The following is a 21,189-nucleotide window of genomic DNA, read 5'->3' on the forward strand; positions in this document are numbered from 1 at the left end:
GCATGAGGACATGACAACGACGACGCCACGAGGCACCACCGCCACCGAGGTCCGCCGCCGAGGCGTCGAGACCACCGGCATCGAGATCATCGACGAGAAGGAACGCACCGCGCGGCCGCACGACCTGTTCTGGCCGTGGTTCGCGGCCAACGTCGGCGTCTTCGGGATCTCGTACGGCGCCTACGTGCTCGGCTTCGGCATCTCGTTCGCGCAGGCGGCCGTGGTCGCCGTGGTCGGTGTGGTGCTGAGCTTCGCGCTGTGCGGGATTATCGCGATCGCCGGCAAGCGCGGGTCGGCGCCGACGATGATCCTGAGCCGCGCCGCGTTCGGGGTGCAGGGGCAGAAGGTGCCCGGCGTCATGTCCTGGCTGGTGTCGATCGGGTGGGAGACCTTCCTCGCGATCATGGCGGTGCTGGCGACGTCGACGATCTTCGGCCGCCTGGGGTGGGGCGGCGGGACGCCGACGAAGGTCGTCGCCACCGTCGTCGTGGCCGCGATCATCGTGCTGGCCTCGGTCGCGGGCTACCACATCATCATGCGGCTGCAGTCGGTGCTGACCTGGCTCACGGGCGCCGCGACGATCGTCTACATCGCCCTGACGCTCGGCCACGTCCGGTGGGACGCGGTGCGCGGACTCCCTTCGGGCTCATGGCAGTCCGTCGTCGGGGCGCTGGTCATGGTGATGACCGGGTTCGGCCTCGGGTGGATCAACATCGCCGCCGACTGGTCGCGCTACCAACGTCGCGACGCCTCGAGCGGCGCCATTGTCGCGTGGAACACGGTGGGCGGCGCCCTCGCACCGACGCTCCTCGTGCTCTACGGCCTGCTGCTCGCCGGCTCCGACCCCACGCTCGCCCAGGGCATCACCGCCGACCCCATCGGGACCCTCGCCACCATCCTCCCGACGTGGTTCCTCGTGATCTTCCTCGTGTCCGCGGTGCTCGCGCTCGTCTCGGGGGCGGTGCTCGGCATCTACTCCTCCGGCCTCACGCTGCTGTCCCTCGGCGTCCGAATCCTCCGCCCCGCAGCGGCTCTCGTCGACGGGATCATCCTCACCGCCGGGACGATCTGGGTGGTCTTCTTCGCGCAGAGCTTCCTCGGGCCGTTCCAGAGCTTCCTGATCACGCTGGGCGTGCCGCTCGCCGCGTGGGCCGGCGTCATGATCGCCGACATCGCCCTGCGGCGGCGCGACTACGACGAGGACGCACTCTTCGACGCTCACGGTCGCTACGGCAGCGTCGACTGGATCTCGTTGGCCCTGATGGCGGTTGCGTCCGTCGTCGGCTGGGGGCTCGTGGTCAACACGTTCGCCGCCGACGCCGCGTGGAACAACTGGCAGGGCTACCTGCTGCAGCCGCTCGGCCTGGGCACGCGCACCGCGGAGGGCTGGGACGGCGCCTGGCCGTACTCCAACATCGGGGTGCTGCTCGCGCTGCTCATCGGCCTGGTCGGCGGGATCGTGCTGCGGCGCGGGCGGGTTCGCCGTCAGGAGGCGGGCGATGCGCGGTGACGCCGGTGACGCCGGCGATGGCATACGGCCCTGGCTGGTGGTGATCGACCCGCAGGTGATCTTCGCGTCGCCCGAGAGCCCCTGGGGTTCACCGATGTTCGCGGCAATTGTGCCCCGGGTGCGCGCCCTCGCAACGGCATTCGCGGGGCGGGTGGTGGTTACGCGGTTCGTCGCGCCGGCCGAGCCGCAGGGGTCATGGCGGGCCTACTACGTGCAGTGGCCCTTTGCGCGGGTCGAGGACAGCGACCCCCTGTATGCCGTCGTGCCCGAGCTCGCGTCACTCGCGGCTGCGGCGCACGTGGTCACCGAGCCGACGTTCGGCAAGTGGGGTGCCGCCCTGCGCGAGATCGTCGGCGCCACACCGCGCCTCGTCCTGACCGGCGTCTCGACGGACTGCTGCGTCATCGCGACGGCGCTCGCCGCGGCCGACGCAGGCGCCACGGTGACCGTGGTGTCCGACGCCTGCGCAGGCTCGACGCCGGACAACCACGCGGCCGCGCTGCAGGTGCTGAGCCTCTACGAGCCGCAGATCACCCTCACGACCACCGCCGAGCTCCTGGCCTGATGCCGCGGGGCCGCGGAGCTTGCGCCGTATGCCGCAGCGGCCGCTGTCAGAGCTTGCGGGAGTAGGCCCGGGGCAGCGGCATACCGCGCTCGGCCATCACCAGGCGCCCACGGTCCGGGTAGTTGGTGATCAGACCGTCGACCCCCAGGTCGATCAGGTGGTGCATGACGGCCGGGTCGTCGACGGTCCACGGCACGACCTTGAGGCCGGCGGCGCGGGCCTGGCGGATCATGGCCGCGTCGACGTAGGAGCCGGACGGCTTGTTGCCGATGTCCCAGCCGGAGGAGAAGACCTTGACGCCCTCGATGGAGGCGGCGGCGCGCACGACGTTGCCGCCGAAGTCGTCGATGTCGATCCCGCCGAGCCACGGAGAGGCGCCGGGCTTGCCGACCTGCTGGTTCTCGAAGTTGTCGAGCGCCACGAGCGGGATCCGCCGGTCGAGCTGGTGCATGAGCCGCAGCGTCGACCAGTCGAAGGACTGGATCATGACCTGCTCCTGCAGGTCCGCGCGACGCACCTCCTGATAGACGCGCTCGACGAAGAACGGCAGCGGCGCGCTGTTGCTCCGGTCGCCGGTGCGGGCGATGGCGGCGGCCACGCGGCGGGGGCGCTGCAGCATCATTATGTGGCGCGCCGGCCGCACGACCTCGCGCGTGACCCGCGCCTGCGGGTTGTCGGCACCCAGCGCCACCGCCTGGCGCTGCTGCTGCCGCGCCCACCAGGACCAGCGCGCGGGGACGGGGCCGGGCAGCGCCGCGAGCGCGTGCACCGGGATCGCGGGCAGCGGGGACGTCGCCCACAACAGCGCCATCTCGTGCCGCATCCGGTCGTATGCCGCGTCCTCGATCCCGATCGTCCGCCACACGTGCCCCCCGACGTGGTTCGTCCACGCCACCAACGACCCGCAGACGCCCTCCGGCGTCACGATCTGGGAGCGGATGGCGCGGCAGCGTCGACGTTGAGGAGCGCCGGAGACGCCGACAGGCCCCGACGGCGAGTCCGTCGGGGCCTGTCGGTCGGGGGTGCGCCTCAGGCGCGGGTCGCGCCGGACGCCGCGTGGTCCTGCGCCACGAGGTCGTCGTGCCGGGACTCGCGGTGCTCGCCCCGGCGGCGGGTGAACAGCAGGAACAGCCCCAGCAAAGTCAGCAGCGCGCCGGCGACGAAGCCCAGCGGGCTGAGGAGGTCACGGACGAAGGCCAGCTTGCCCGCCTTGTCGCCATACTCGTCGGCGAACCTCTGCTGGGTCTCGTCGTTGTAGCCGATGACGCCCTTGATCAGGGTCACCGTGCCGGCCTCGGAGACCGCCTCGCGGTTGATGTTCTCCTGGGCGCGGATGATGGCGCCGGTGTTGGGCTCGACCCAGAAGGTGCGCGTGTTGGCGTAGTCCGACTGGACCTGGACGTCGCCCGTGCCGGCGCCGAACATCGTGCGCGGCACGGTGCGGGACCCGGGGAGGCGGGTGGTGGGGATGGTCTGCTCGTAGACGTAGGTGTCCAGGCCCTTGACCTTCTCCTCGCGCACGTAGGTCGCGTCGCGGGCGGCCTTGAGCTCGCTGTCCCAGAAGGGGTAGGACTTCTTCTGCGCGTCGAAGGGGAACTTGAAGAACAGCCCCTCGTGCGTGATCTGCTCGGTGGCGTTCTGGTCCTGCGTGGTGCCGACGCCGACGAAGTCGCCGCAGCAGTTGGTGGCCAGGCCGGTGCGCCGGTTGATCGAGACGCCGTCGGTGGACAGCGCGAGCGGCTGCCCGTCGACGATCTCGGTCCGCAGCCCGATCTGCCAGAAGGCGTTGTCGTCGCGCTGGTCCTCGGGCACCTTGCCGGGCAGGCCGATGATGGTGCGGGTGTTCTTGACGTGCTGGTCGGTCAGCTTGTCGAAGCGGACCGTGCCGCCCTGCGTGGACACGCGCAGGGCGCTGACGCCGGTGCCCTCGGAGATGGCCGTGGCCTTCTGGTCGAGCGGCACGGTCGCCAGCCGGTCGTAGATCGAGTCGGCCCGCATGCCGAGGACGAGGGCGAGGATGCCCAGGAAGACGGCGAGGCCGCCAAGGATGCGACGCATGAAAGGACTCCTGCTCAGGGAACGGCGACAGTGACGTTGACGAGACGAGGTGTGTCGGTCAGTCGGCGGCGAGGGCCTACTGATGAGTAGTGCCGCGGTTCCTGGGACCATAGCAGCGCATCTGGACGTTGTCTGCCCCCTCTCACCACGGACGGCGCGATCGATCCGCCATCCGGGTCGCCCCGGTCACGCCAGCAGGCGCGCCGAGTTACCCGCTGGTTACCCTCCTGGGGTGGCCGAGCCCCGCACCACCCGCTTCGCAGCCCTCGACGGGTTGCGCATCGTCGGTGCCCTCATGGTGGTCACCACCCACGTCGGCTTCTCCAGCGGCCTGGCCATCCACGGACCGTATGCCGGGCTCCTCGCCCGCCTGGACGCCGGCGTCCCGCTGTTCTTCGTGGTCTCGGGCTTCCTGCTCTGGCGCCCGCACGTCCGTGCCAGGCTCGGGAGCGCCACGGCGGAGCAGACCGCGGGGGCGGCCGACCTGCGCACCTACCTGCGGCACCGGGCGTTCCGCATCCTGCCGGCCGCCTGGGTCGCGGTGCTGGCGGCCTACCTGCTGCTGCAGCACGACCGGATCGGCGTCGTCCACTACCTGCGCGTGGCGACGATGTCCCAGATCTACGTCCCCTCCCCGTCGGTGCCCGGCCTCACCCAGATGTGGAGCCTGTCGACGGAGGTCGCGTTCTACCTCGTGCTGCCCCTCGCCGCGTGGGGGATGGCCCGCCTCCCGCGCACGACCTGGCTGACCTGGTCGGAGCTGGCGCTCGTCGTCCTCGCCTGCCTGCCCGCCGTCTCGCTGGCCTGGATCGTGCTCACCCACGACAACGTCAGCGGTATGACGAACTACTGGCTCCCGGAGTACCTCGGGTGGTTCGGCGGGGGCATGGCCCTCGCGGTGTGGCACGAGGGCCGCCTGGCAGGAGAGCTCCCCCGCACCGCCGTGGACGACCTCGTGGCCTCTCCGGGGACGCTCTGGGCCGCCGCGGGCGCGCTCTACCTGCTGCTGACCACCCGGCTGGCCGGGCCCTACGGCCTGGACCGCGCCACGCTGCTCGAGGCCGGCACCAAGAACCTCGGCTACACGGTCCTGGCGGTGCTGGTCGTGCTGCCCTGCATCGCTGCCGAGCCGAGCTCGTCGCGCGTCGTCGCCGCGCTCGGCAGCCGCCCGGCGCGCCTGCTCGGTGACCTGTCCTACGGCGTCTTCGTCTATCACCTCGTGGTGCTCGCCCTGGTGGAGCGGGCCATCGGCCACAAGCCCTTCACCGGGGACTTCCTCGTGCTGTGGCCCCTGACGGTCGTGGGCTCGGTGCTCGTGGCGTGGGTGAGCCACCGCTACCTCGAGGAGCCGATCATGCGTCGTGCGCGTCGCCGGGACCCGCGCCGGTCCCGTCCGCCGGCCGTCCCCACGGCGCGGGTGACCGCCACCAGAGACGCCCGGAGGGACCAGAGGGACGGGTCGCCCCCGGCCGCGCACGAGGCGGCCCCGGCCGCGCACGAGGCGGCCCCGGCAGCAGCACGGTCGCCGCAGCCACAGCGGTGAGCACGGCAGCCTGGGGCCACCACGACAGCAGCGCGGCGCCTCCGCCGCCCCAGGGCCGGGCCGCGACCAGCGCCGTCGCGACGGTGGCGGCGCCCGCGACGACCGCCGCGCGCACGAGGTCGGGGCGGCGGGCCCGGCGCGCCAGCAGCCCCACGACGAGACCCACGCACACGGCGCCGAGTCCGGTCGGTCCCGTCGCCAGCGGCAGCAGCACCGCGACGACGCCGGTGACGGCATACGGGCTCCAGGCCCCGCTGCGCAGGGGTGGCGACCCGAGGACCGTCCCCGCGAGCTGCGCGGCTCGCTGACGGCGACCCTCGCGCCAGGCGCCCGCGGCGACCAGAAGCAGCCCGAGGGCGCCGGCGACGAGCAGCGCGGCATACGGGCGCTGGGGAGCGAAGCGCGGGTGCACGACGGTGGCGGGGCCCGCCGGCAGGACCCAGCCCTGACGACGGCCGTCGAGCCGGACCGGGGTGAGCTCGTGGCCGTCGTCGTCCGTGGCGACCCAGCCGACGTTGGCGTTGTGCGGGAGCGCGAGCACGGCGGGGGCGGCGCGCTCGGGCACGGCATATCCGTCGGCGCCGGCCACGACGTCGGTGCCGACCGGCCGGGAGGACGAGGGCACGAGCTCGGGGGTGGTGAGCAGCAGGCTCTCCGGGACGTAGGCCGAGGTCGCGAGGACCGTGACCCGATGCTCGCCCGGGGCGACCGGGATCGGCTGCGCGGAGCGGTCACCGCCCAGGTCGGTGGGGCCGCCGCAGGGGACCCAGCGCAGCAGCCGGTCGTCGAGCACGTCGCCGACCGTTGCGACCAGGCGGGACGGCCGGGTGACCCCGTCGAGGCGCACGGTCGGTCCGTCGCCGCAGGTCCCGCCCACGGGCGCGTCCCGGTCCAGCGGTGCGCGGAGATCCTCGGCGCCGAGGAGCACCACCTCGGAGACGCCGACGGGGAGCGCCTGGGCGAGCTTGGTGGCGGCGTCGATCGAGCGCACCTCGTCGACCCCGGTGACCGTGATGTCCACCCGGTCGGTCCGGGCCGTGAAGGCGACGGTGCCGTCGGGCGCGACGGTGGCGTTGCGGGTGCGGCCGTCGCCCGTGCGGACCTGCACGCGGCGCGGTCGCGAGGCCGCGAGGTGGGCGTCGGACAGCAGGCGGACGCCGGTGAGCGCCCGCGGCGCCGGCAGGGTGAGCCGCAGCGTGGGCTGACGGTCCAGCTCCGAGGCGACCCACCCGGTGCCGAGGTCGTCGTCGACGGCGGCTCCGGGTCGCCCGGCGAGTCCCGGGACCCGCGACGTGGAGGCCCCGGCGCGGATCCTGCCCGGTATGTCGAGCAGCGCCCGGCCCGCCGCGGTCGGGCGTGCCCGCACGTGGCCGGACCAGGCATAGCTCGTGCTCGTGGTGGTGGTGAAGGAGCGGAACAGGCCGGCGGCCTCCTCGCCCGTGGCGACGAGCCCCTCGGCGCACAGCGGACGAGCGCCCTGCCGCAGGCAGCCGGTGCGGCCGGGCTCCTGGCGCCGGAGGCTGACGACGTCGGGCGTCCCCGAGGGAGTCGGCGGCAGCACGAGCCGCGGCACCGGCACGATCCCGGGCAGGGTCAGCTCGCTGATGGCGAAGGCTCGCTCGGTGCCGACGCCGACGCCGCGCAGGGTCAGCCGCAGACGCGTCGTGGGACCCGCGGGGAGGGGGACGGCGACCGTGGCCCCGGCCGCCTGGTCCGCGCTGATCGACATCGGCACGGTCCCGGCGTCGGTGGTGACGTCGACGGCGACGGGGGGTGCGCTGCCCGGCCACGGCGAGGCGAGCGTGAGCGTGGTCCCCGTCAGGTCGCGCGGGCCGTCGAGACGCACCTCGAACCACTCGCCCACGGCCTGCTGGTAGCGGCCGGAGGTCCAGCGCGTGGTGGGGTCGCCGTCGAGGGCCGCGGCGGGGCCGTCACCGCTGGACGTGCGGACGAAGGAGCCGGCGTCGGACCCGGAGCTGGAGGCGTAGGCACCCGCGATGCCCTCCCACCGGAGCGTGACCTGACGAGCGGTGGGGTCCACCACGTAGTCCTGCACGCGGCGGCCCGTCGTGCCCGGGTCGTCGGCGCGCAGCACGGGCGACCGGTTGTCGGAGGCCCGGCCAAAGATGGTCTCGCGGCGCTGGTTGCCGTCGGTGAGGATCTCGGGCAGCGCGGGCGAGGCGGGCAGGGCCGCCCGGTCGGACCCCAGCACCGCGACACCGGCCGGCAGGACCCGGCCCAGCGAGGGCAGGTCCTCCGGCCCACCGGTGAGCTGCCGCAGGGCGGACACCGGGACGAGCCGGGCGTCGGCGACGTCCCCCACGTCATAGACCTCGAGGCTCGGGTAGGGCAGCAGGGTGCGCTCGTCGACCGTGGTGTCGGCGGTCTCGAAGGCGCTGCCGGCGGGCGGGCCGAAGGAGCGTACGCGAGCGATGCCGGCGTCCGTGAGCGCCTGGTGCACCGCGAGCCCGGGGGCCCGGCGGGCGGACACCCGCAGGTCGTTGCGGACGACGAGGTAGCGGATGCCCGCGTCGCGCAGCGAGCCGCGCAGGCCGGTGCCGCCGACCCCGGTGCGCAGGTGGCGCTCGACCTCGTCGAGGTAGCGGGTGGAGCCGGCCGACCCCAGGGGCACGGCGTCCCGCACGGCGAAGGGGCGCCGCATGAGCGCCTGGAGCGGCTCGTCGCGGGGCGAGCCCCAGGTGAGCTCGGCGGCGGGGGCGGCCGGCACGACCAGCACCGTGCCGGGGCCCGGCTGGTCGTCGAGCCACCCGGCGACCTCCCGCCAGTAGTCCGCCACCTGCTCGTAGGCGCCGGCGCGCGGCAGCATCGCGGCCACGGCGGGGGCGGCCGCGGCGACGACGAGCACGCCGGTGACGGCGGCGACCAGCTCGCGCGGGACCCACCTGGTCGGTCGGGGGTCGTCGGCGCTGCGCTCGCGGGGGGTCGGCGCGCCCATGGCATGGACGGCGCCGACGGCATGGACGGCGTGGACCAGACCCAGCATCAACGGGATCCGCAGGACCAGCTCGAACTTGTGGATGTTGCGGAAGGGCGCCAGGGAGCCGTCCAGCAGGGCCCGCACGTCGCCGGCGAAGGGCCCGTGGGCGGGACCGCCGAAGCCGGCGACCAGCAGCACCAGGCCGACGACGGCCCCCAGACGCCAGAAGGACCGGTCCGGCATCCCGCGCAGGGTGAGACCGACGAGCCCGATGATCGCCGGCACGGTCGTCGTCACGACGAGGACCGGCACGGTCACCGTCACCCAGCCCGCCGGCCAGGTCGGGCCGTCCGCCACGCGCAGGTAGGACAGCCAGTGCGTCGTCCCCTGCAGCGCCGTGTAGGGGCTCGCGGTGCTGGTCGTGGCGGCGGCGTTCTCGATCCAGTCGAGGAAGGGCGGGCTGTAGCGCCCGAGGACCACGAGCGGGCCGATCCACCACAGACCGGCGAGCACGCAGGCCCCCAGCCAGGCGATCAGCCCCCGCACGGCCCGGGCCGGGCGCTCGCGGGTCAGCCACCACAGCGTGGGCAGGACGAGCGCCGCGCCGGTCGCGATGGCATTGACCCCGCCGATGCAGCCGAAGGCGAGGGCCGAGCGCAGGATCCGGCGGCGGGTGCGCTGGGGGGCCGGGTCGACGAGCGGGAGCAGCACCCACGGCGCCACCGCCATGGGCCATACCTCGATCGAGGTCACCGCGATCTCGGCGAGGAACCGCGGCGACAGCGCGAACAGCAGCGCGCCGAGGTAGCGCGTCCACGGCCCGCCCACCCCGACCGCCCGCGCGAGCCGCCAGAAGCCGAGGAAGGCGGTGCACAGCACCAGCGACCACCACAACCGCTGTGTGACCCACTCGGGCACCTGCAGCAGCCGCAGCACGAGGTGGAAGGGGCCCATGGGGAACAGGTAGCCGTAGGCCTGGTTCTGCAGCTGCCCGAGGTGGCCCGCGTCCCACACGTGCAGCGCCCGGCCGAGGAAGGCCGCCGGAGAGAGGGTCAGGTCGAGCTTGGTGTCCGGGACGACACGGCCCCCGCCCTGCAGGAAGCTCGCGGCCGTGAGCAGCAGGCACGCCGTGAACAGCCGCACCCGCCATACGTGCTGCTCGGCCCGTCCCGCACGATCGGACCGATCGGCCCGGTGGGGCCGATCGGTCCGGGGAGCGGGGGGAGCCGAGGTCATCGAACGCGCAGGACCAGCACGGCGTTCCACGAGACGATCTCGCGGACGCCCGGCACGTGGATCAACCACCGGGCCCAGGCCGGGTGGTAACGAGGCAGGATCTCGACCCGCTGCACCCGGCCGGCCCGTTCCGCGTCGGCGAGCCAGGTGAGCATGCGGGCGATGGAGCAGGCATAGAGCGAGCGCCCGAAGTCGTTCTTGGGGCGGTGTCCGTGCCGGTCGGCGTAGCGGTCCGCCGCGCGCCGCCCGCCGAGGTAGTGCCAGGGGGCCGTCTCGTGGCCGCCCCAGGGCGACAGCCACGGCGTCCAGGAGAGGACGACCGTGCCGCCGCGCCGGGTGATGCGGACCATCTCCTCCGCCATCGCCTCGGGGTCGGGCACGTGCTCGAGGACGTTGCTGGAGTAGGTGAGGTCCACGGCGTCGTCGGCGATCGGCAGCGACAGGCCCGAGGCGCGCAGGGTGTTGGAGGCGACCGTCCCGCGGCGCTCGAGCTCCCCCGCGTCGGGGTCGATCCCGGCATAGCGGGCCCCGGCCGCCATGAAGGCGTCCGCGAAGTAGCCAGGCCCGCCACCCACGTCGACCATGGTGGCACCGTCGAGCTCGCACCAGCGGCTCGCCTCGCGGACCGAGTCCAGGGCGAGCAGGCCGTAGAAGTAGGCCGGGTCGGTCTGCTCCACGGTGAACGCGCGGAACAGCTGCACCGATCGGGCGAGCGAGCCGACCCGGGCCAGGGGCGGCAGCGCACGCCCCGCGCCGGGGTGGTCCGGCACGGGTGCGCGCTGCTGCTGGTCCGCGGTCATGCGCTCGCGCGCCGGCCGGAGCGGTGCCCGACCGGCTCGGGCGCGGTGACGACCTGGTCGATCTCGGCGACGGCCGGCCGGTGCGCGGCGGCCCGGGCGAGGGTGCGCTCCCAGCTGTCGACGGTCGCCCCCCACGAGAAGCGGCGGGCATGCGCCCTGGCGGCGAGATCCATCTGGTGGCGCAGGTGTCGGTCGCCGAGGATCTCGGCCGTGGCCTCGACGAACTCGTCGAGGTCGTGCGCCAGCGTGCCGGTGTGCCCGTCCACCACCGACTCGGACAGGCCGCCCGCGTCGTGGAAGGCCACCGTGGGGGCCCCGTGGATGGCGGCCTCGATGACGTTGAGCCCCCACCCCTCCTTGAGGCTCGGGGCGAGCGACACCCAGGCCGAGGACAGCTCGTGGTGCTTGGTGACCTCGTCGACGAAGCCGAGGACGTCGACGATGTCGTCGGCCCCGACCGCACGGGCGTGCTCCTCGATCCGGTCACGCCACCAGCCGTCGCCGACGACCCGCAGCCGCAGGCCGGGGAACCTGTGACGCAGCCGCTGCGCGGTGTCGATGGCCAGCTCCACGCGCTTGTGCGGGACGAGCCGACCCAGGACCACGAGGCTGGGGTGATCCGTGCGCGACTGCCGGGTCGTCCACGGGATGTCGGTGCCGTTGTGGATCACGGAGATGTCGCCCGCGTCGACGCCGAGCTCGACGAGCTCCTCACGGGTGCGACCCGAGACGGTGACGTACTGGCACCCGCGGTAGAGCCAGGGCGAGACGCGTGACTCCAGGAACCACCCGACGGAGGCGACGGCGCGGTTGAAGACGACCGGCCACTGCTCCTTGTGCACGTGATGGACGAGGACGACCACCGGTGACAGCGTCCCGAGGCGGGAGCCGAAGGGGAGGCCGTTCTGGATGTCGACGACGACGTCGAAGTGGCCCTCGGTGCGCTCGAGCTCGCGCAGGCGACGGACGGTCGCGGGATAGACGGAGGCGCGTCCCCCCTGGCGGAGGATGCGATAGCCGTCGAGGTGCTCCTGCTCGGGGGCGTCGCCGTGGGCGGCGCACAGCAGGGTGATGTCGTGGCCGCGGGCGGCGAGCCCGCTGCAGACGTTCTGGGCGTAGCGCTCGGCCCCGCCACCCTCGGGGTGGGTGAGGTCGCGCCAGCTGAGGAAGGCGATACGCACGGCGGTGGGCGCAGGCGTCGGACGGGGTGGGCTGCGGACGGCGAGGAGCCGTCAGCCGCCGTAACCGATGATCTCGGCCGGGGCGACCTCGGCGGCGGGGCCGGAGGTCGCGGCCTTGGCGTCGTCGGGGGCGGCGGAGCTCACGGCGTTGACCGCGAGGGCGGAGGCTCCGAGGCCGAGCAGGCAGGACAGGGCGGCGATGAGGACGGCGGCGGTGCGGCCACTGAGGGAAGGCATGGTCAGACCTCGATCTTCAGGAGGCGGGAGGCGGGGCCCGCGCTGGGATGGCGCCGTTGCGATCCGGGACTACTGATCAGTACTACTGGTCGGTAAGGGTACGTGCCGCCAGGGAGCCTGTCCTGTGGTCTGCGTCACTTTATCCACATATCGCCCTGATGGCGGTCTCAGTGACGGACCGTCGGGGGCTCGTCCACGAGCCAGACGCGCAGCGGTCCGGACGTCTCGACGCGGCGCGCCCCGGGTGGGGGCGCCAGGGCCTCGCCGGGGGTGTCCGCCCAGGTCACGACGGCCTCGACCCCGGCATCCCGGAGCGCGGCGAGGTCCCCTCGCGCCCAGGCCCGCAGCGCGGTGGTGTCGTCGGACCCCACCACCACCGTGCCGCCGTCACGGGGGACCGTGAGGTTGCGGGACGCGACCACACGACCACGCAGCGCGAGCGGCAGGGGGTCCAGGAAGGGCTGGCCCCCGACCCAGGCCTGACGGCGGAACGGCTGCCACGGCAGGACCAGTGTGGTCCGGTCGCCGACGACCGCGACCGCCGCCGACCAGCCCGGGGGGAAGCTCGTGGGCCGATAGGCCTGGTGGATGCGGGCCGGGGCGTCCGGGGCGCCGAGGACGGCGACGGCCAGCACCGTCGCGGTGGCGCCGAGCGCCCCGACGGGGCCGAGGCGGCGGCGCAGGGCCTGCACCCCCAGACCGAGGAGCACGGCCGTGGCGAGCACGGTCAGCCCGAGGAGGCGGTGGGTGTCGCGGAGGATCCCCAGGCCGGGGACGTGCTGGGCCGGGGCCCACAGCGCGAGGCCCGGGCCGGACGCGAGGGCGAGGGCGACGACGGTGGGGAGCACGAGCGCGGCCCCCAGCACCCGCAGATCGTGAGGGTGAGGTCCACCATCCTTGGGCGAGACCCGCATGCTGTCCGAGGGGGCCGAGGGGGCCGAGGGGGCCAGGACGAGCACGGTGGCCGCGGCGAGCACGAGGAGGGTGGAGGCCACCAGGGCCGGGGCGTGCGCTCGCGAGGCGAGCGCTGCGGCGGGCGCCCAGATCCCCCCGCCCCCCAGCACGTCGAGCACCCCCTGCACCCCGTCCGCCCGCACCGCGAACGCCCGGGCCCCCGACGTCTCGCCGGCCGCGGTCGCCCCGCGCAGCCCTGCGACCACCCAGGGCAGGCACCAGACCACACCCAGCGCCCCCAGCACCACCGGCTCCCGGCGCCGTCGCCCGGGTCGGTGCCTCGTCGCCAGGGCGGTCACCACCACTACCCCCAGCGCCAGCAGCCCCCCGAACGGCGTCAGCGCGGCCGGCAACGCGGCGACCAGCACCGCGAGGACGCGTCGCCGCGGCGACCCGTCCCGGCGCACCGCGACAACCAGCCACGGCACCATGGCCCACCCCAGCAGCGTGGGCGGCTGCCCGACGAGAAGCCGCTGCGCGGCATACGGGCTCCAGACCGCCACGGCGGCAGCGACCACGCAGGCCGCAGCCCCCCGTCGACGCAGGAGCACGGCCAGGCCGCAGCCCGCGAGCGCGAGGGAGGCCAGGAGCATGACCTGCTGCTGGACCCCCGACGGGACCACCGGCGCGAGCAGGGCCGTGACCGCGTCGAGCGGGACGGCGCGCGGCGCCCGGCCGTCGGTCCCGAGCACGGACGGGCCGAGCACAGGATCGGGGACCTGCACGAAGTCGCGGTAGAGCAGCTGACCACGGCCCAGGGCAGGCCAGGTCCACGTCAGGGCGAGCAGGACGGCGACGGCGCACCCGGTGAGCGCGGCCCGTCCGGGAGATCCCGGCCACACGTCGCGGCGTCGCATGCTGGCACTATGGCACGCTGACGACCCTGCCCCGGGCATTCGCCTAGCCCCAGGATCTCCGCCTCCAAGGAGCGAGCATGAGCCGCACCGACCCGGACGCCGCCGCGCGACCGGTCGTGGCCCGAGCGCTCGCACAGGTCTCGTCGGCGCTGTCGTCGGGGGGACTTCTGTTCGCCGGCACCTTCGTCGGAGCGCTGCTGGGCTACGCGTTCTTCGTGGTGCTCGGACGGTCCATGACCCCCGACGACCTCGGCGCGGTCGGCTCGCTGATCAACCTCTCGACGATCCTCACCGTGCCGGGCCTCGGGCTGCAGCTCGTGACGGCGCGCGCGGTCGCCTCGTCGGAGCCGGAGCCGGAGCCGGAGCCGAAGTCGATGGTGCGCGTGCCGGCCGGGCTGCTGGTCGGCGCCCTGCTGGTCGGTGGCGTCCCCGCGCTGGTGCTCGCCGCCGCCGCGCCCGTCCTCGCCCCGCTGCTGCACCTGGCGACCGCGCCGCTCGTCGTGCTCGCTCTGTCCGCGGTGCCCATGACGGTGGCCTTTGCGGCCCTGGGGGTGCTGCAGGGGACCGAGCGGTTCGCCGCCCTCGGGCTCTCGGCGCTGCTCGTGGGCGTCGCCAAGATCGCCGCTGCCGTCGCCGCCTCGGTCCTCGGGCAGGGGGTGCTCGGGGTGATCGGGTGGTATGCCGTGGGCTGGGTGGTGGTCGCCGTCGTCGCCGGGGCGCTCGCGGCCCGCGGTCGTCCGCCCCGCGGCGACGCCGGGTGGTGGACCGACGGGCTCGCGCGGGCCCGGGCCGGGCTCGTCGGGTCGATGCCCACGGCGGGCCTGCTGGTCCTGTCGAGCCTGGACCTCATCCTGGCTCGTCACCAACTCTCCCGGGACGGCTCGGGGGTCTACACGATGGGCGCGCTCTTCGAGAAGGTCGCCTTCTGGGGGCCGCAGTTCATCGCCACCATGTACTACCCGCGCATGGCCCGCCCCGCCGAGCGCGCCGCCGCGGTCCGGGCCGCCGTCGGCCTCACGGCCGGGGTCGGCGTGTTGGGGGTGCTGGTCGCGGCGGTCGCGGGCGACCTGCTCACCTCCGTCGTCGGCGGGCCGGCCTACGTCGGCGAGCTCGGCCACCAGGCCTGGGTGTTCACCGCCCTCGGCGTCGCCCTCGCCCTCGTCCAGGTGCTCGTGTACGCCGACCTCGCCGCCCACCGGCACGGGGTGGGGGTCCTGGTGTGGGTGGCGGTGGCCGTCACGATCGCGGCGGTCGCGCTGTGGCACGGGGGCGTCGCCGCCGTCGTCACGACCGTGCTCGCCTGCGTGCTCGGGCTCCTCGTGGTGGCCGGGGCGGTGGTCGCCCGCCGCGCATGACGGCAGCCGAAGTGAGACGGCGGGCGCCCGGCATACGGGATGAGTGTGCGCACCATGAGGTCTCGGTCAGCGGACCCGCTCCCGGGAGGGAATACTTGACGCGCCCGTGCGGCTCCCCACGAAAGAAGTACCTCATGGCATCAAGCCCTGCCAGCGACATCGTCTCGAGCGTCGGCGGCCCCTCCAACATCACCAGCCTCACGCACTGCGCGACCCGGCTGCGCTTCCAGCTCAAGGACGCCTCCGGCGTCGATACCGCGCGGGTGGAAAAGATCCCCGGCGTCATGGGCGCCGTCCCGCAGTCCGGCGACCGCTACCAGGTCGTCATCGGCGGCGCGGTCCAGAACGTCTACAACGACATCATGGCGCTGCCCGAGATGGCGTCCGGCTCCGGCTCGGCCGGCGCGGGCTCAAGCGGGTCGGGCGCGAAGTCCGACGAGGAGCTCAAGGCCGAGCTGCGCGCCGGCGGCCCTCGCGGCGGGCGGGCCTGGCTCGACAACTTCTTCGAGTTCCTCTCCGACTCCTTCCGCCCGATCCTCGGCGCGCTGCTCGGCGCCTCGCTGTTCATCACCTTCATGGCTCTGATGTCGACGCTCGGCGTCATCGGCAACTGGGCCGACCCGCGCGTCAAGCTCGAGGGCGGCTGGGCGTTCATCAACCTGCTGTGGCAGGGCGTGTTCACCTTCCTGCCGCTGATGGTCGCCTACAACGCCTCCAAGAAGCTCGGCGCCGACCCCTGGGTGGGCTTCGCCATCATGGGCGTGCTCATGCTGCCCGGCTTCACCGCGCTCGGTGACGCCGCCCGCACCGCCACGGTCGCCGGGTCGGAGGTCAAGATCTTCGACGTCTTCGGCCTGCCGCTGACGATCTTCAACTACGGCTCCACGGTCTTCCCGCCGCTGCTCATGGCCGCCGTGCTCGGGCCGCTGTATCGCGTGCTCAAGCGCATCATCCCGGCCAACCTGCACCTGATCTTCGTGCCGTTCCTCGCGATGTTCGTGATGATCCCGCTCACGGCCTTCCTCATCGGCCCCATCGGCGTCTACGTCGGCGCCGGCCTCGGCAGCCTCCTCAAGTCCGTCAACGACTTCAGCCCGTTCATCTTCGCCATCGTCATCCCCCTGGCCTACCCCTTCATGGTGCCGCTGGGCCTGCACTGGCCGATCAACGCGATCATGCTGCTCAACATCCAGACCCTGGGCTACGACTTCATCCAGGGCCCCATGGGTGCCTGGAACTTCGCGTGCTTCGGCGCCACCGCCGGCGTCCTCTTCCACGCGATCCGGGACAAGGACGTGGCCATGCGGCAGACGGCGACCGGTGCCCTCGCGGCCGGTCTGCTCGGTGGCATCTCCGAGCCCTCGCTCTACGGCATCCACCTGCGGTTCAAGCGCATCTATCCGCGGATGCTCGTCGGCTGCCTCGTCGGCGGTCTGATCATCGGCTTCGGCGGCGGCCTCAAGACCAGCGCCTTCGTCTTCACCTCGCTGCTGACGATCCCGGCCTTCGACAACATCCCGCTCTACGCAGCGGCGGTCGCGGCGTCCTTCCTCGTCTCCATGCTGCTCATCGTCTTCACGGACTACCGCACCCCCGAGCAGAAGGCTGAGGCGCTCGCCGCCAACGCCGCCGCCACGGACACGGCGATCCCCGAGCAGGACCCGGTCGACAACGAGAACGTCACCCTGTCCACGGACGACCGCATGGCGCACGCCGGTGCCGTGGCCGGTGCCGCTGCTGGTGGTGCTGGTGCTGCTGGTGCGCCCGCGGGCGATGCCCCGACGACCGGCAGGGCTCCCGAGGCTCCCGCCGGGCACTCCCGACCCGAGGCTGCGGCGGGCGGTGCGAGCGTCGTCAGCGACACCGCGGGTGCCGGGACGGCCGGGGCCGGTGCGGCTGCGACCGGTGTCGCCGCGGCCGGTGCTGCTGCCGGCTCTGCTGCCGACCGGCCGGGTGCTGGGGCCGTCGAGGTCGGTGCCCCGTGCGCCGGTGTCGTCGTGCCGCTCGCCGAGGTGCCGGACAAGGTGTTCAGCGCCGGCCTGGTCGGTCCGGGCGTCGGGATCGATCCCCGCGAGGACACGATCTGCGCGCCGGCCTCCGGGACCGTCGTGGTCGCGCAGTCGACGGGCCACGCCTTCGGCCTCGCCGTGGACGGTGGCGTCGAGCTGCTGATCCACGTGGGCATCGACACGGTCAACCTGGACGGCAAGGGCTTCGACGTGCACGTCAAGGCCGGCGACAAGGTCGCCGAGGGCGAGCCCCTCGTGACCTTCGACCGGTCCGTGATCGAGGAGGCGGGCTACTCGCTGATCACGCCCGTCCTCGTGACCAACTCGTTCGCGACCGGCCCGGTCGAGCCGCTCGACGTGTCCGGCGAGGTCGCCAAGGGCACGCCGATCATCCGCGTCACCCCCGCCTGACCTACCGGGGGTAGGGGCATCGACCGGCCTTCGTCCCCCAGGCTGATGATCCCGCCCCCGCTAGGGGCATCAGCCGGGGTTCGTCCGGCCGTATGCCGAGAGGCCCGGCGCCATCCCCGCAAAGGGCATGGCGCCGGGCCTCCGGCATACCGGCGTCTGCTTGGACGGCCACCGGCTCGGTCGGGCATCCCGATGGATTGTGCACAACTGAGTTGCGCGCAACCGATCATCGTGGCAGGGTGAGCGTCATGGAGGAGGACCTGGTGCTGGAGCAGCAGCTCTGCTTCGCCCTCTACAGCGCGTCGCGCGCGGCGACCGGCGCCTACCGCGAGGGCCTGACCCGTCTCGGGCTGACCTACACGCAGTACGTCACGCTGCTCGCGCTCTGGGAGAGCGACGGCGCCGGCGTCTCCGCGCTCGGCGAGCGGCTGCGGCTCGACAGCGGCACCCTCTCGCCCGTGCTGCGCCGCCTGGAGGCCGCCGGCCACGTCGAGCGGCGCCGTGACATTCGCGACGAGCGACGCGTCACGATCCACCTCACCGAGCAGGGTCGCGCCCTCGAGGCCGAGGGGGCCGGGCTGCGCCGCCAGCTCCACGACTCTCTCCACCTGACCCCGCTGGAGGCCGAGATGCTGCGCAGCCTCGCGCAGCGGTTCTGCCGCCCACCCACCCCGCACGACCCGACCGAAGGGAACACCCCATGAACGCGATCTACACCGCCGAGGCCCTCGCCACCGGCGCCGGCCGCAACGGCCACGTCCTCACCAAGGACGGCCGCCTCGACCTCGACCTCGCCGTCCCCACCGAGATGGGCGGCTCCGGCCAGGGCGCCAACCCCGAGCTGCTGTTCGCCGCCGGCTACGCCGCGTGCTTCCACTCCGCCCTGCAACTGGTCGCCCGCGAGGCCAAGGCCGACCTCGGGGAGTCCAGCGTCGGCGCGCAGGTCGGCATCGGTCAGCGCGACGAGGGGGGCTTCGGGCTCGAGGTGACCCTGGAGGTCGTCATACCGGCCCTGCCCCACGAGCAGGCGCAGCAGCTCGCGGACCAGGCCCACCAGGTCTGCCCCTACTCCAACGCGACCCGCGGCAACATCGACGTCACCGTCACCGTGGTGGAGGACTGATGACGACCCCGACCACGACCCGTCAGGTCGTCCTCGCCTCCCGCCCGCAGGGGTGGCCGACCGGCGACGACTTCCGCCTCGAGACCGTCGACCTGCCCGAGCTCGCCGACGGACAGGTGCTCGTGCGCAACACCGCCATGTCCGTCGACCCCTACATGCGCGGCCGCATGAACGACGTGAAGTCCTACGTCCCGCCGTTCCAGCTCGACCAGCCGCTCGACGGCGCCGCGGTCGGCGAGGTCGTCGCCTCCCGCAGCGACAGCGTGCCCGTCGGGGCGCGCGTCCTGCACGGCCTCGGCTGGCGCGAGCACGCGATCCTGCCCGCCGACCGGGTGACGGCGATCGACACCTCGCGCGTGTCCGAGACGGCATACCTCGGGGTCCTCGGCATGCCCGGTCTGACGGCGTATGCCGGACTGACCGCCGTCGCCGAGCTCCGTGAGGGCGACGCGGTGTTCGTGTCCGGCGCGGCCGGTGCCGTGGGCTCGCTCGTCGGGCAGATCGCGCGGCTGATGGGGGCGTCCCGGGTCGTCGGCAGCGCCGGCTCGCCCGACAAGGTCCGGCGGCTGCTCGACCTGGGCTTCGACGCCGCCTTCGACTACCACGACGGCCCGGTCGCCGACCGGCTGCGCGAGGCGGCCCCCGACGGCATCGACGTGTACTTCGACAACGTCGGTGGGGAGCACCTCGAGGCCGCCATCGGACGCCTCAACGTGCAGGGACGGGTCGCCATGTGCGGCGCCATCGCGCAGTACAACTCGACGGAGCCCACTCCGGCCCCGCGCAACCTCGCTCTGGCCATCGGCAAGCAGCTCACCCTGCGCGGGTTCATCGCCGGGTCCTACTCCCACCTGGCCGAGGAGTTCCGAGGCCGTATGACGGAGTGGATCGCGGCGGGCGAGATCAGCGTCGACGAGACGCGGCGCGAGGGGCTGGACGCGGCCCCGCAAGCGTTCATCGACCTGATGCGTGGGGCCAACACCGGCAAGATGGTCGTCACGCTCTGACCCCACTGCCTCGCCCTCTCGCCCCTGCAGGATCGTGGGGTCTCGTCCAACATCCTTGGACGAAACCCCACGATCGTTGGGGCGGAGGCGGAGGCGGAGGCGTGGCGGGTGTCCTGGCGGGCGGGCACGACATACGGTCAATGCATGACCCACACCTGGAGCCAGCGACTGCGTCACGCCACCGACCGCGACTGGACGGCCTCGACCGGCCACCGGTTCGTCGACGAGCTGCTCGCGGGGACGGTCGACGACGACGTGCTCGCCCACTACCTGGTGCAGGACTACCAGTTCTGCGACGCCTTCACCGCGCTGCTGGGGCAGGCCTGCGCGTCAGCGCCCGGGCTGCCCTCGCGGCTGCGGTTCGCCCGGCAGCTAGGCATGTTCGCGAGCGACGAGGACACCTACTTCGTCGACTCGTTCGACGCGCTCGGGGTCCCGGAGGCCGATCGGGTCGACCCGGCGCTGACGGCGGCCACGCGGTCCTTCGACCAGGTGATGCGTGACGCGATCGAATCCCGGTCCTACGCCCAGGTCCTCGCCGTGCTGCTCGTCGCCGAGTGGCTCTACCTCGACTGGGCCGAGCGCCCCGACCGCGAGGGCATGGCCGCGACCCGCCCCGAGCACGTCGGGTGGGTCGACCTGCACCGCGGTCCGGACTTCCGCGCGTGGGTGGAGTGGCTGCAGGCCGAGCTCGACGCCAACGAACCCGCCGACCCCCACGACAAGGACGCCGCCGAGCGGGCGTTCATGCGGTCGGTGGCGTGCGAGCGGGCGTTCTTCGACGCGGCATACGGCCAGTGAGCCCGCTGCTCCGACACTGATCCGCCCGGGACCGCCCGGGATCTGGACGAGGGGCTGGCAAGGCGCGATTAGGTCGGCGTCTCGGTCATGCTGGACGGGACAAGTCCACTCGCTCTCCGGGCCCGCCCGGTCAGGAGGATCCATGCACACCGAGCAGCGCCGCACCACCGCCACCCCCGACCAGGTCTGGGCGGTGCTCGCCGACGGGTGGACCTATCCCTGCTGGGTGGTGGGCGCCTCGCGGATGCGCGCGGTGTCGGCCGACTGGCCCGCTGTCGGCGCACGCCTGCACCACTCGGTCGGCTCCTGGCCCGCGCTGCTGGACGACGAGACCGAGGTGCGCGAGTGCGAGGTCGGGCGTCGGATCGTGCTGCTCGCCAAGGCTCGTCCGGTGATGGGGGTGGCCACGGTCGAGATCACCCTCGAGCCGCAGGACGGCGGCACGCTGATCAGCATGCGGGAGGACGCGTCGCAGGGGCCTGGACGGTTCGTGCCGCGCCCGGTCCGGCAGGCCGGCATCGCTCGCCGCAACCACGAGGCGCTGCTGCGCCTGACCCTCCTGGCCGAGCGACGGACCGGTCCTGGTCGCCACTGACGCGCACCT

16 protein-coding genes and 1 pseudogene are annotated in these 21,189 nt (G+C 73.6%); 10 read left to right on the top strand and 7 right to left on the bottom strand.

Annotation, left to right across the window (positions count from 1 at the left end):
• Positions 1-10: 10 nt before the first annotated feature.
• Positions 11-1,510 carry a purine-cytosine permease family protein gene (locus ACF3NS_RS03625; protein ID WP_392467863.1) on the top strand — a complete coding sequence of 500 codons (1,500 nt, stop codon included), beginning with the start codon at positions 11-13 and terminating at the stop codon, positions 1,508-1,510.
• Entirely contained in the window at positions 1,500-2,075 is a 576-nt protein-coding gene (locus tag ACF3NS_RS03630; RefSeq protein WP_392467865.1) for a cysteine hydrolase family protein, read from the top strand. Before ACF3NS_RS03625 ends, ACF3NS_RS03630 begins: the two co-directional genes overlap by 11 nt.
• Positions 2,076-2,121: 46 nt before the next feature.
• Here ACF3NS_RS03630 and ACF3NS_RS03635 read toward each other — a convergent pair whose 3' ends face one another.
• On the bottom strand, positions 2,122-3,000 hold the full coding sequence (locus ACF3NS_RS03635; protein ID WP_392467866.1) for a glycerophosphodiester phosphodiesterase: 879 nt from the start codon (positions 2,998-3,000) through the stop codon (positions 2,122-2,124).
• 104 nt (positions 3,001-3,104) lie between these two features.
• A complete protein-coding gene (locus ACF3NS_RS03640) occupies positions 3,105-4,133 on the bottom strand; it encodes a DUF3068 domain-containing protein (protein WP_392467868.1) in 1,029 nt (342 codons plus the stop codon).
• A 232-nt stretch (positions 4,134-4,365) separates the two neighbouring features.
• Here ACF3NS_RS03640 and ACF3NS_RS03645 point away from each other — a divergent pair, with 232 nt between their 5' ends.
• The gene (locus ACF3NS_RS03645; protein ID WP_311966368.1) at positions 4,366-5,676 is read left to right on the top strand and encodes an acyltransferase; all 1,311 of its coding nucleotides are present in this window, start codon (positions 4,366-4,368) and stop codon (positions 5,674-5,676) included.
• A 2,065-nt stretch (positions 5,677-7,741) separates the two neighbouring features.
• Here ACF3NS_RS03645 and ACF3NS_RS03650 read toward each other — a convergent pair.
• From ACF3NS_RS03650 to ACF3NS_RS03670, 5 genes and pseudogenes are all read right to left on the bottom strand, one after another.
• A pseudogene (locus ACF3NS_RS03650) lies at positions 7,742-9,850 on the bottom strand (alpha-(1->3)-arabinofuranosyltransferase family protein); the annotation flags it as partial.
• Positions 9,847-10,650, bottom strand: coding sequence for a class I SAM-dependent methyltransferase (locus ACF3NS_RS03655; RefSeq protein WP_154592186.1), 804 nt, complete (start codon positions 10,648-10,650; stop codon positions 9,847-9,849). The pseudogene ACF3NS_RS03650 and the gene ACF3NS_RS03655, both read right to left, overlap by 4 nt.
• Entirely contained in the window at positions 10,647-11,831 is a 1,185-nt protein-coding gene (locus tag ACF3NS_RS03660; RefSeq protein ID WP_392467870.1) for a glycosyltransferase family 4 protein, read from the bottom strand. The genes ACF3NS_RS03655 and ACF3NS_RS03660 overlap by 4 nt, the downstream gene beginning before the upstream one ends.
• A gap of 51 nt (positions 11,832-11,882) precedes the next feature.
• Positions 11,883-12,068 carry a hypothetical protein gene (locus ACF3NS_RS03665; protein ID WP_154592187.1) on the bottom strand — a complete coding sequence of 62 codons (186 nt, stop codon included), beginning with the start codon at positions 12,066-12,068 and terminating at the stop codon, positions 11,883-11,885.
• A gap of 167 nt (positions 12,069-12,235) precedes the next feature.
• Positions 12,236-13,879: a hypothetical protein gene (locus ACF3NS_RS03670; protein WP_288798960.1), complete on the bottom strand. Its 1,644-nt coding sequence runs from the start codon at positions 13,877-13,879 to the stop codon at positions 12,236-12,238.
• Positions 13,880-13,956: 77 nt separating this feature from the next.
• Here ACF3NS_RS03670 and ACF3NS_RS03675 point away from each other — a divergent pair, with 77 nt between their 5' ends.
• From ACF3NS_RS03675 to ACF3NS_RS03705, 7 genes are all read left to right on the top strand, one after another.
• Positions 13,957-15,234: an oligosaccharide flippase family protein gene (locus ACF3NS_RS03675; RefSeq protein WP_288798958.1), complete on the top strand. Its 1,278-nt coding sequence runs from the start codon at positions 13,957-13,959 to the stop codon at positions 15,232-15,234.
• A 134-nt stretch (positions 15,235-15,368) separates the two neighbouring features.
• On the top strand, positions 15,369-17,654 hold the full coding sequence (locus ACF3NS_RS03680; protein ID WP_392467872.1) for a glucose PTS transporter subunit IIA: 2,286 nt from the start codon (positions 15,369-15,371) through the stop codon (positions 17,652-17,654).
• Positions 17,655-17,902: 248 nt separating this feature from the next.
• Entirely contained in the window at positions 17,903-18,358 is a 456-nt protein-coding gene (locus ACF3NS_RS03685) for a MarR family winged helix-turn-helix transcriptional regulator (RefSeq protein WP_154592256.1), read from the top strand.
• Entirely contained in the window at positions 18,355-18,777 is a 423-nt protein-coding gene (locus ACF3NS_RS03690) for an organic hydroperoxide resistance protein (RefSeq protein ID WP_154592191.1), read from the top strand. Before ACF3NS_RS03685 ends, ACF3NS_RS03690 begins: the two co-directional genes overlap by 4 nt.
• A complete protein-coding gene (locus tag ACF3NS_RS03695; protein ID WP_154592192.1) occupies positions 18,777-19,784 on the top strand; it encodes an NADP-dependent oxidoreductase in 1,008 nt (335 codons plus the stop codon). The genes ACF3NS_RS03690 and ACF3NS_RS03695 overlap by 1 nt, the downstream gene beginning before the upstream one ends.
• A 144-nt stretch (positions 19,785-19,928) precedes the next feature.
• On the top strand, positions 19,929-20,585 hold the full coding sequence (locus ACF3NS_RS03700; protein ID WP_392467875.1) for a TenA family protein: 657 nt from the start codon (positions 19,929-19,931) through the stop codon (positions 20,583-20,585).
• Positions 20,586-20,727: 142 nt separating this feature from the next.
• The gene (locus ACF3NS_RS03705; protein ID WP_154592194.1) at positions 20,728-21,180 is read left to right on the top strand and encodes an SRPBCC family protein; all 453 of its coding nucleotides are present in this window, start codon (positions 20,728-20,730) and stop codon (positions 21,178-21,180) included.
• Positions 21,181-21,189 lie beyond the last annotated feature (9 nt).

It is taken from the genome of Arsenicicoccus cauae (assembly GCF_043162025.1).
Lineage (GTDB): Bacteria > Actinomycetota > Actinomycetes > Actinomycetales > Dermatophilaceae > Arsenicicoccus > Arsenicicoccus cauae.

What these genes read in the sequence shown, in the direction of transcription:
- ACF3NS_RS03625 (WP_392467863.1), top strand. Translation starts at nt 11, where the DNA reads ATGACAACGACGACGCCACGAGGCACCACCGCCACCGAGGTCCGCCGC.
- ACF3NS_RS03705 (WP_154592194.1), top strand. Translation starts at nt 20,728, where the DNA reads ATGCACACCGAGCAGCGCCGCACCACCGCCACCCCCGACCAGGTCTGG.
- ACF3NS_RS03695 (WP_154592192.1), top strand. Translation starts at nt 18,777, where the DNA reads ATGACGACCCCGACCACGACCCGTCAGGTCGTCCTCGCCTCCCGCCCG.
- ACF3NS_RS03665 (WP_154592187.1), bottom strand. Translation starts at nt 12,068, where the DNA reads ATGCCTTCCCTCAGTGGCCGCACCGCCGCCGTCCTCATCGCCGCCCTG.
- ACF3NS_RS03675 (WP_288798958.1), top strand. Translation starts at nt 13,957, where the DNA reads ATGAGCCGCACCGACCCGGACGCCGCCGCGCGACCGGTCGTGGCCCGA.
- ACF3NS_RS03640 (WP_392467868.1), bottom strand. Translation starts at nt 4,133, where the DNA reads ATGCGTCGCATCCTTGGCGGCCTCGCCGTCTTCCTGGGCATCCTCGCC.
- ACF3NS_RS03655 (WP_154592186.1), bottom strand. Translation starts at nt 10,650, where the DNA reads ATGACCGCGGACCAGCAGCAGCGCGCACCCGTGCCGGACCACCCCGGC.
- ACF3NS_RS03690 (WP_154592191.1), top strand. Translation starts at nt 18,355, where the DNA reads ATGAACGCGATCTACACCGCCGAGGCCCTCGCCACCGGCGCCGGCCGC.
- ACF3NS_RS03685 (WP_154592256.1), top strand. Translation starts at nt 17,903, where the DNA reads ATGGAGGAGGACCTGGTGCTGGAGCAGCAGCTCTGCTTCGCCCTCTAC.
- ACF3NS_RS03700 (WP_392467875.1), top strand. Translation starts at nt 19,929, where the DNA reads ATGACCCACACCTGGAGCCAGCGACTGCGTCACGCCACCGACCGCGAC.
- ACF3NS_RS03670 (WP_288798960.1), bottom strand. Translation starts at nt 13,879, where the DNA reads ATGCGACGCCGCGACGTGTGGCCGGGATCTCCCGGACGGGCCGCGCTC.
- ACF3NS_RS03680 (WP_392467872.1), top strand. Translation starts at nt 15,369, where the DNA reads ATGGCATCAAGCCCTGCCAGCGACATCGTCTCGAGCGTCGGCGGCCCC.
- ACF3NS_RS03630 (WP_392467865.1), top strand. Translation starts at nt 1,500, where the DNA reads ATGCGCGGTGACGCCGGTGACGCCGGCGATGGCATACGGCCCTGGCTG.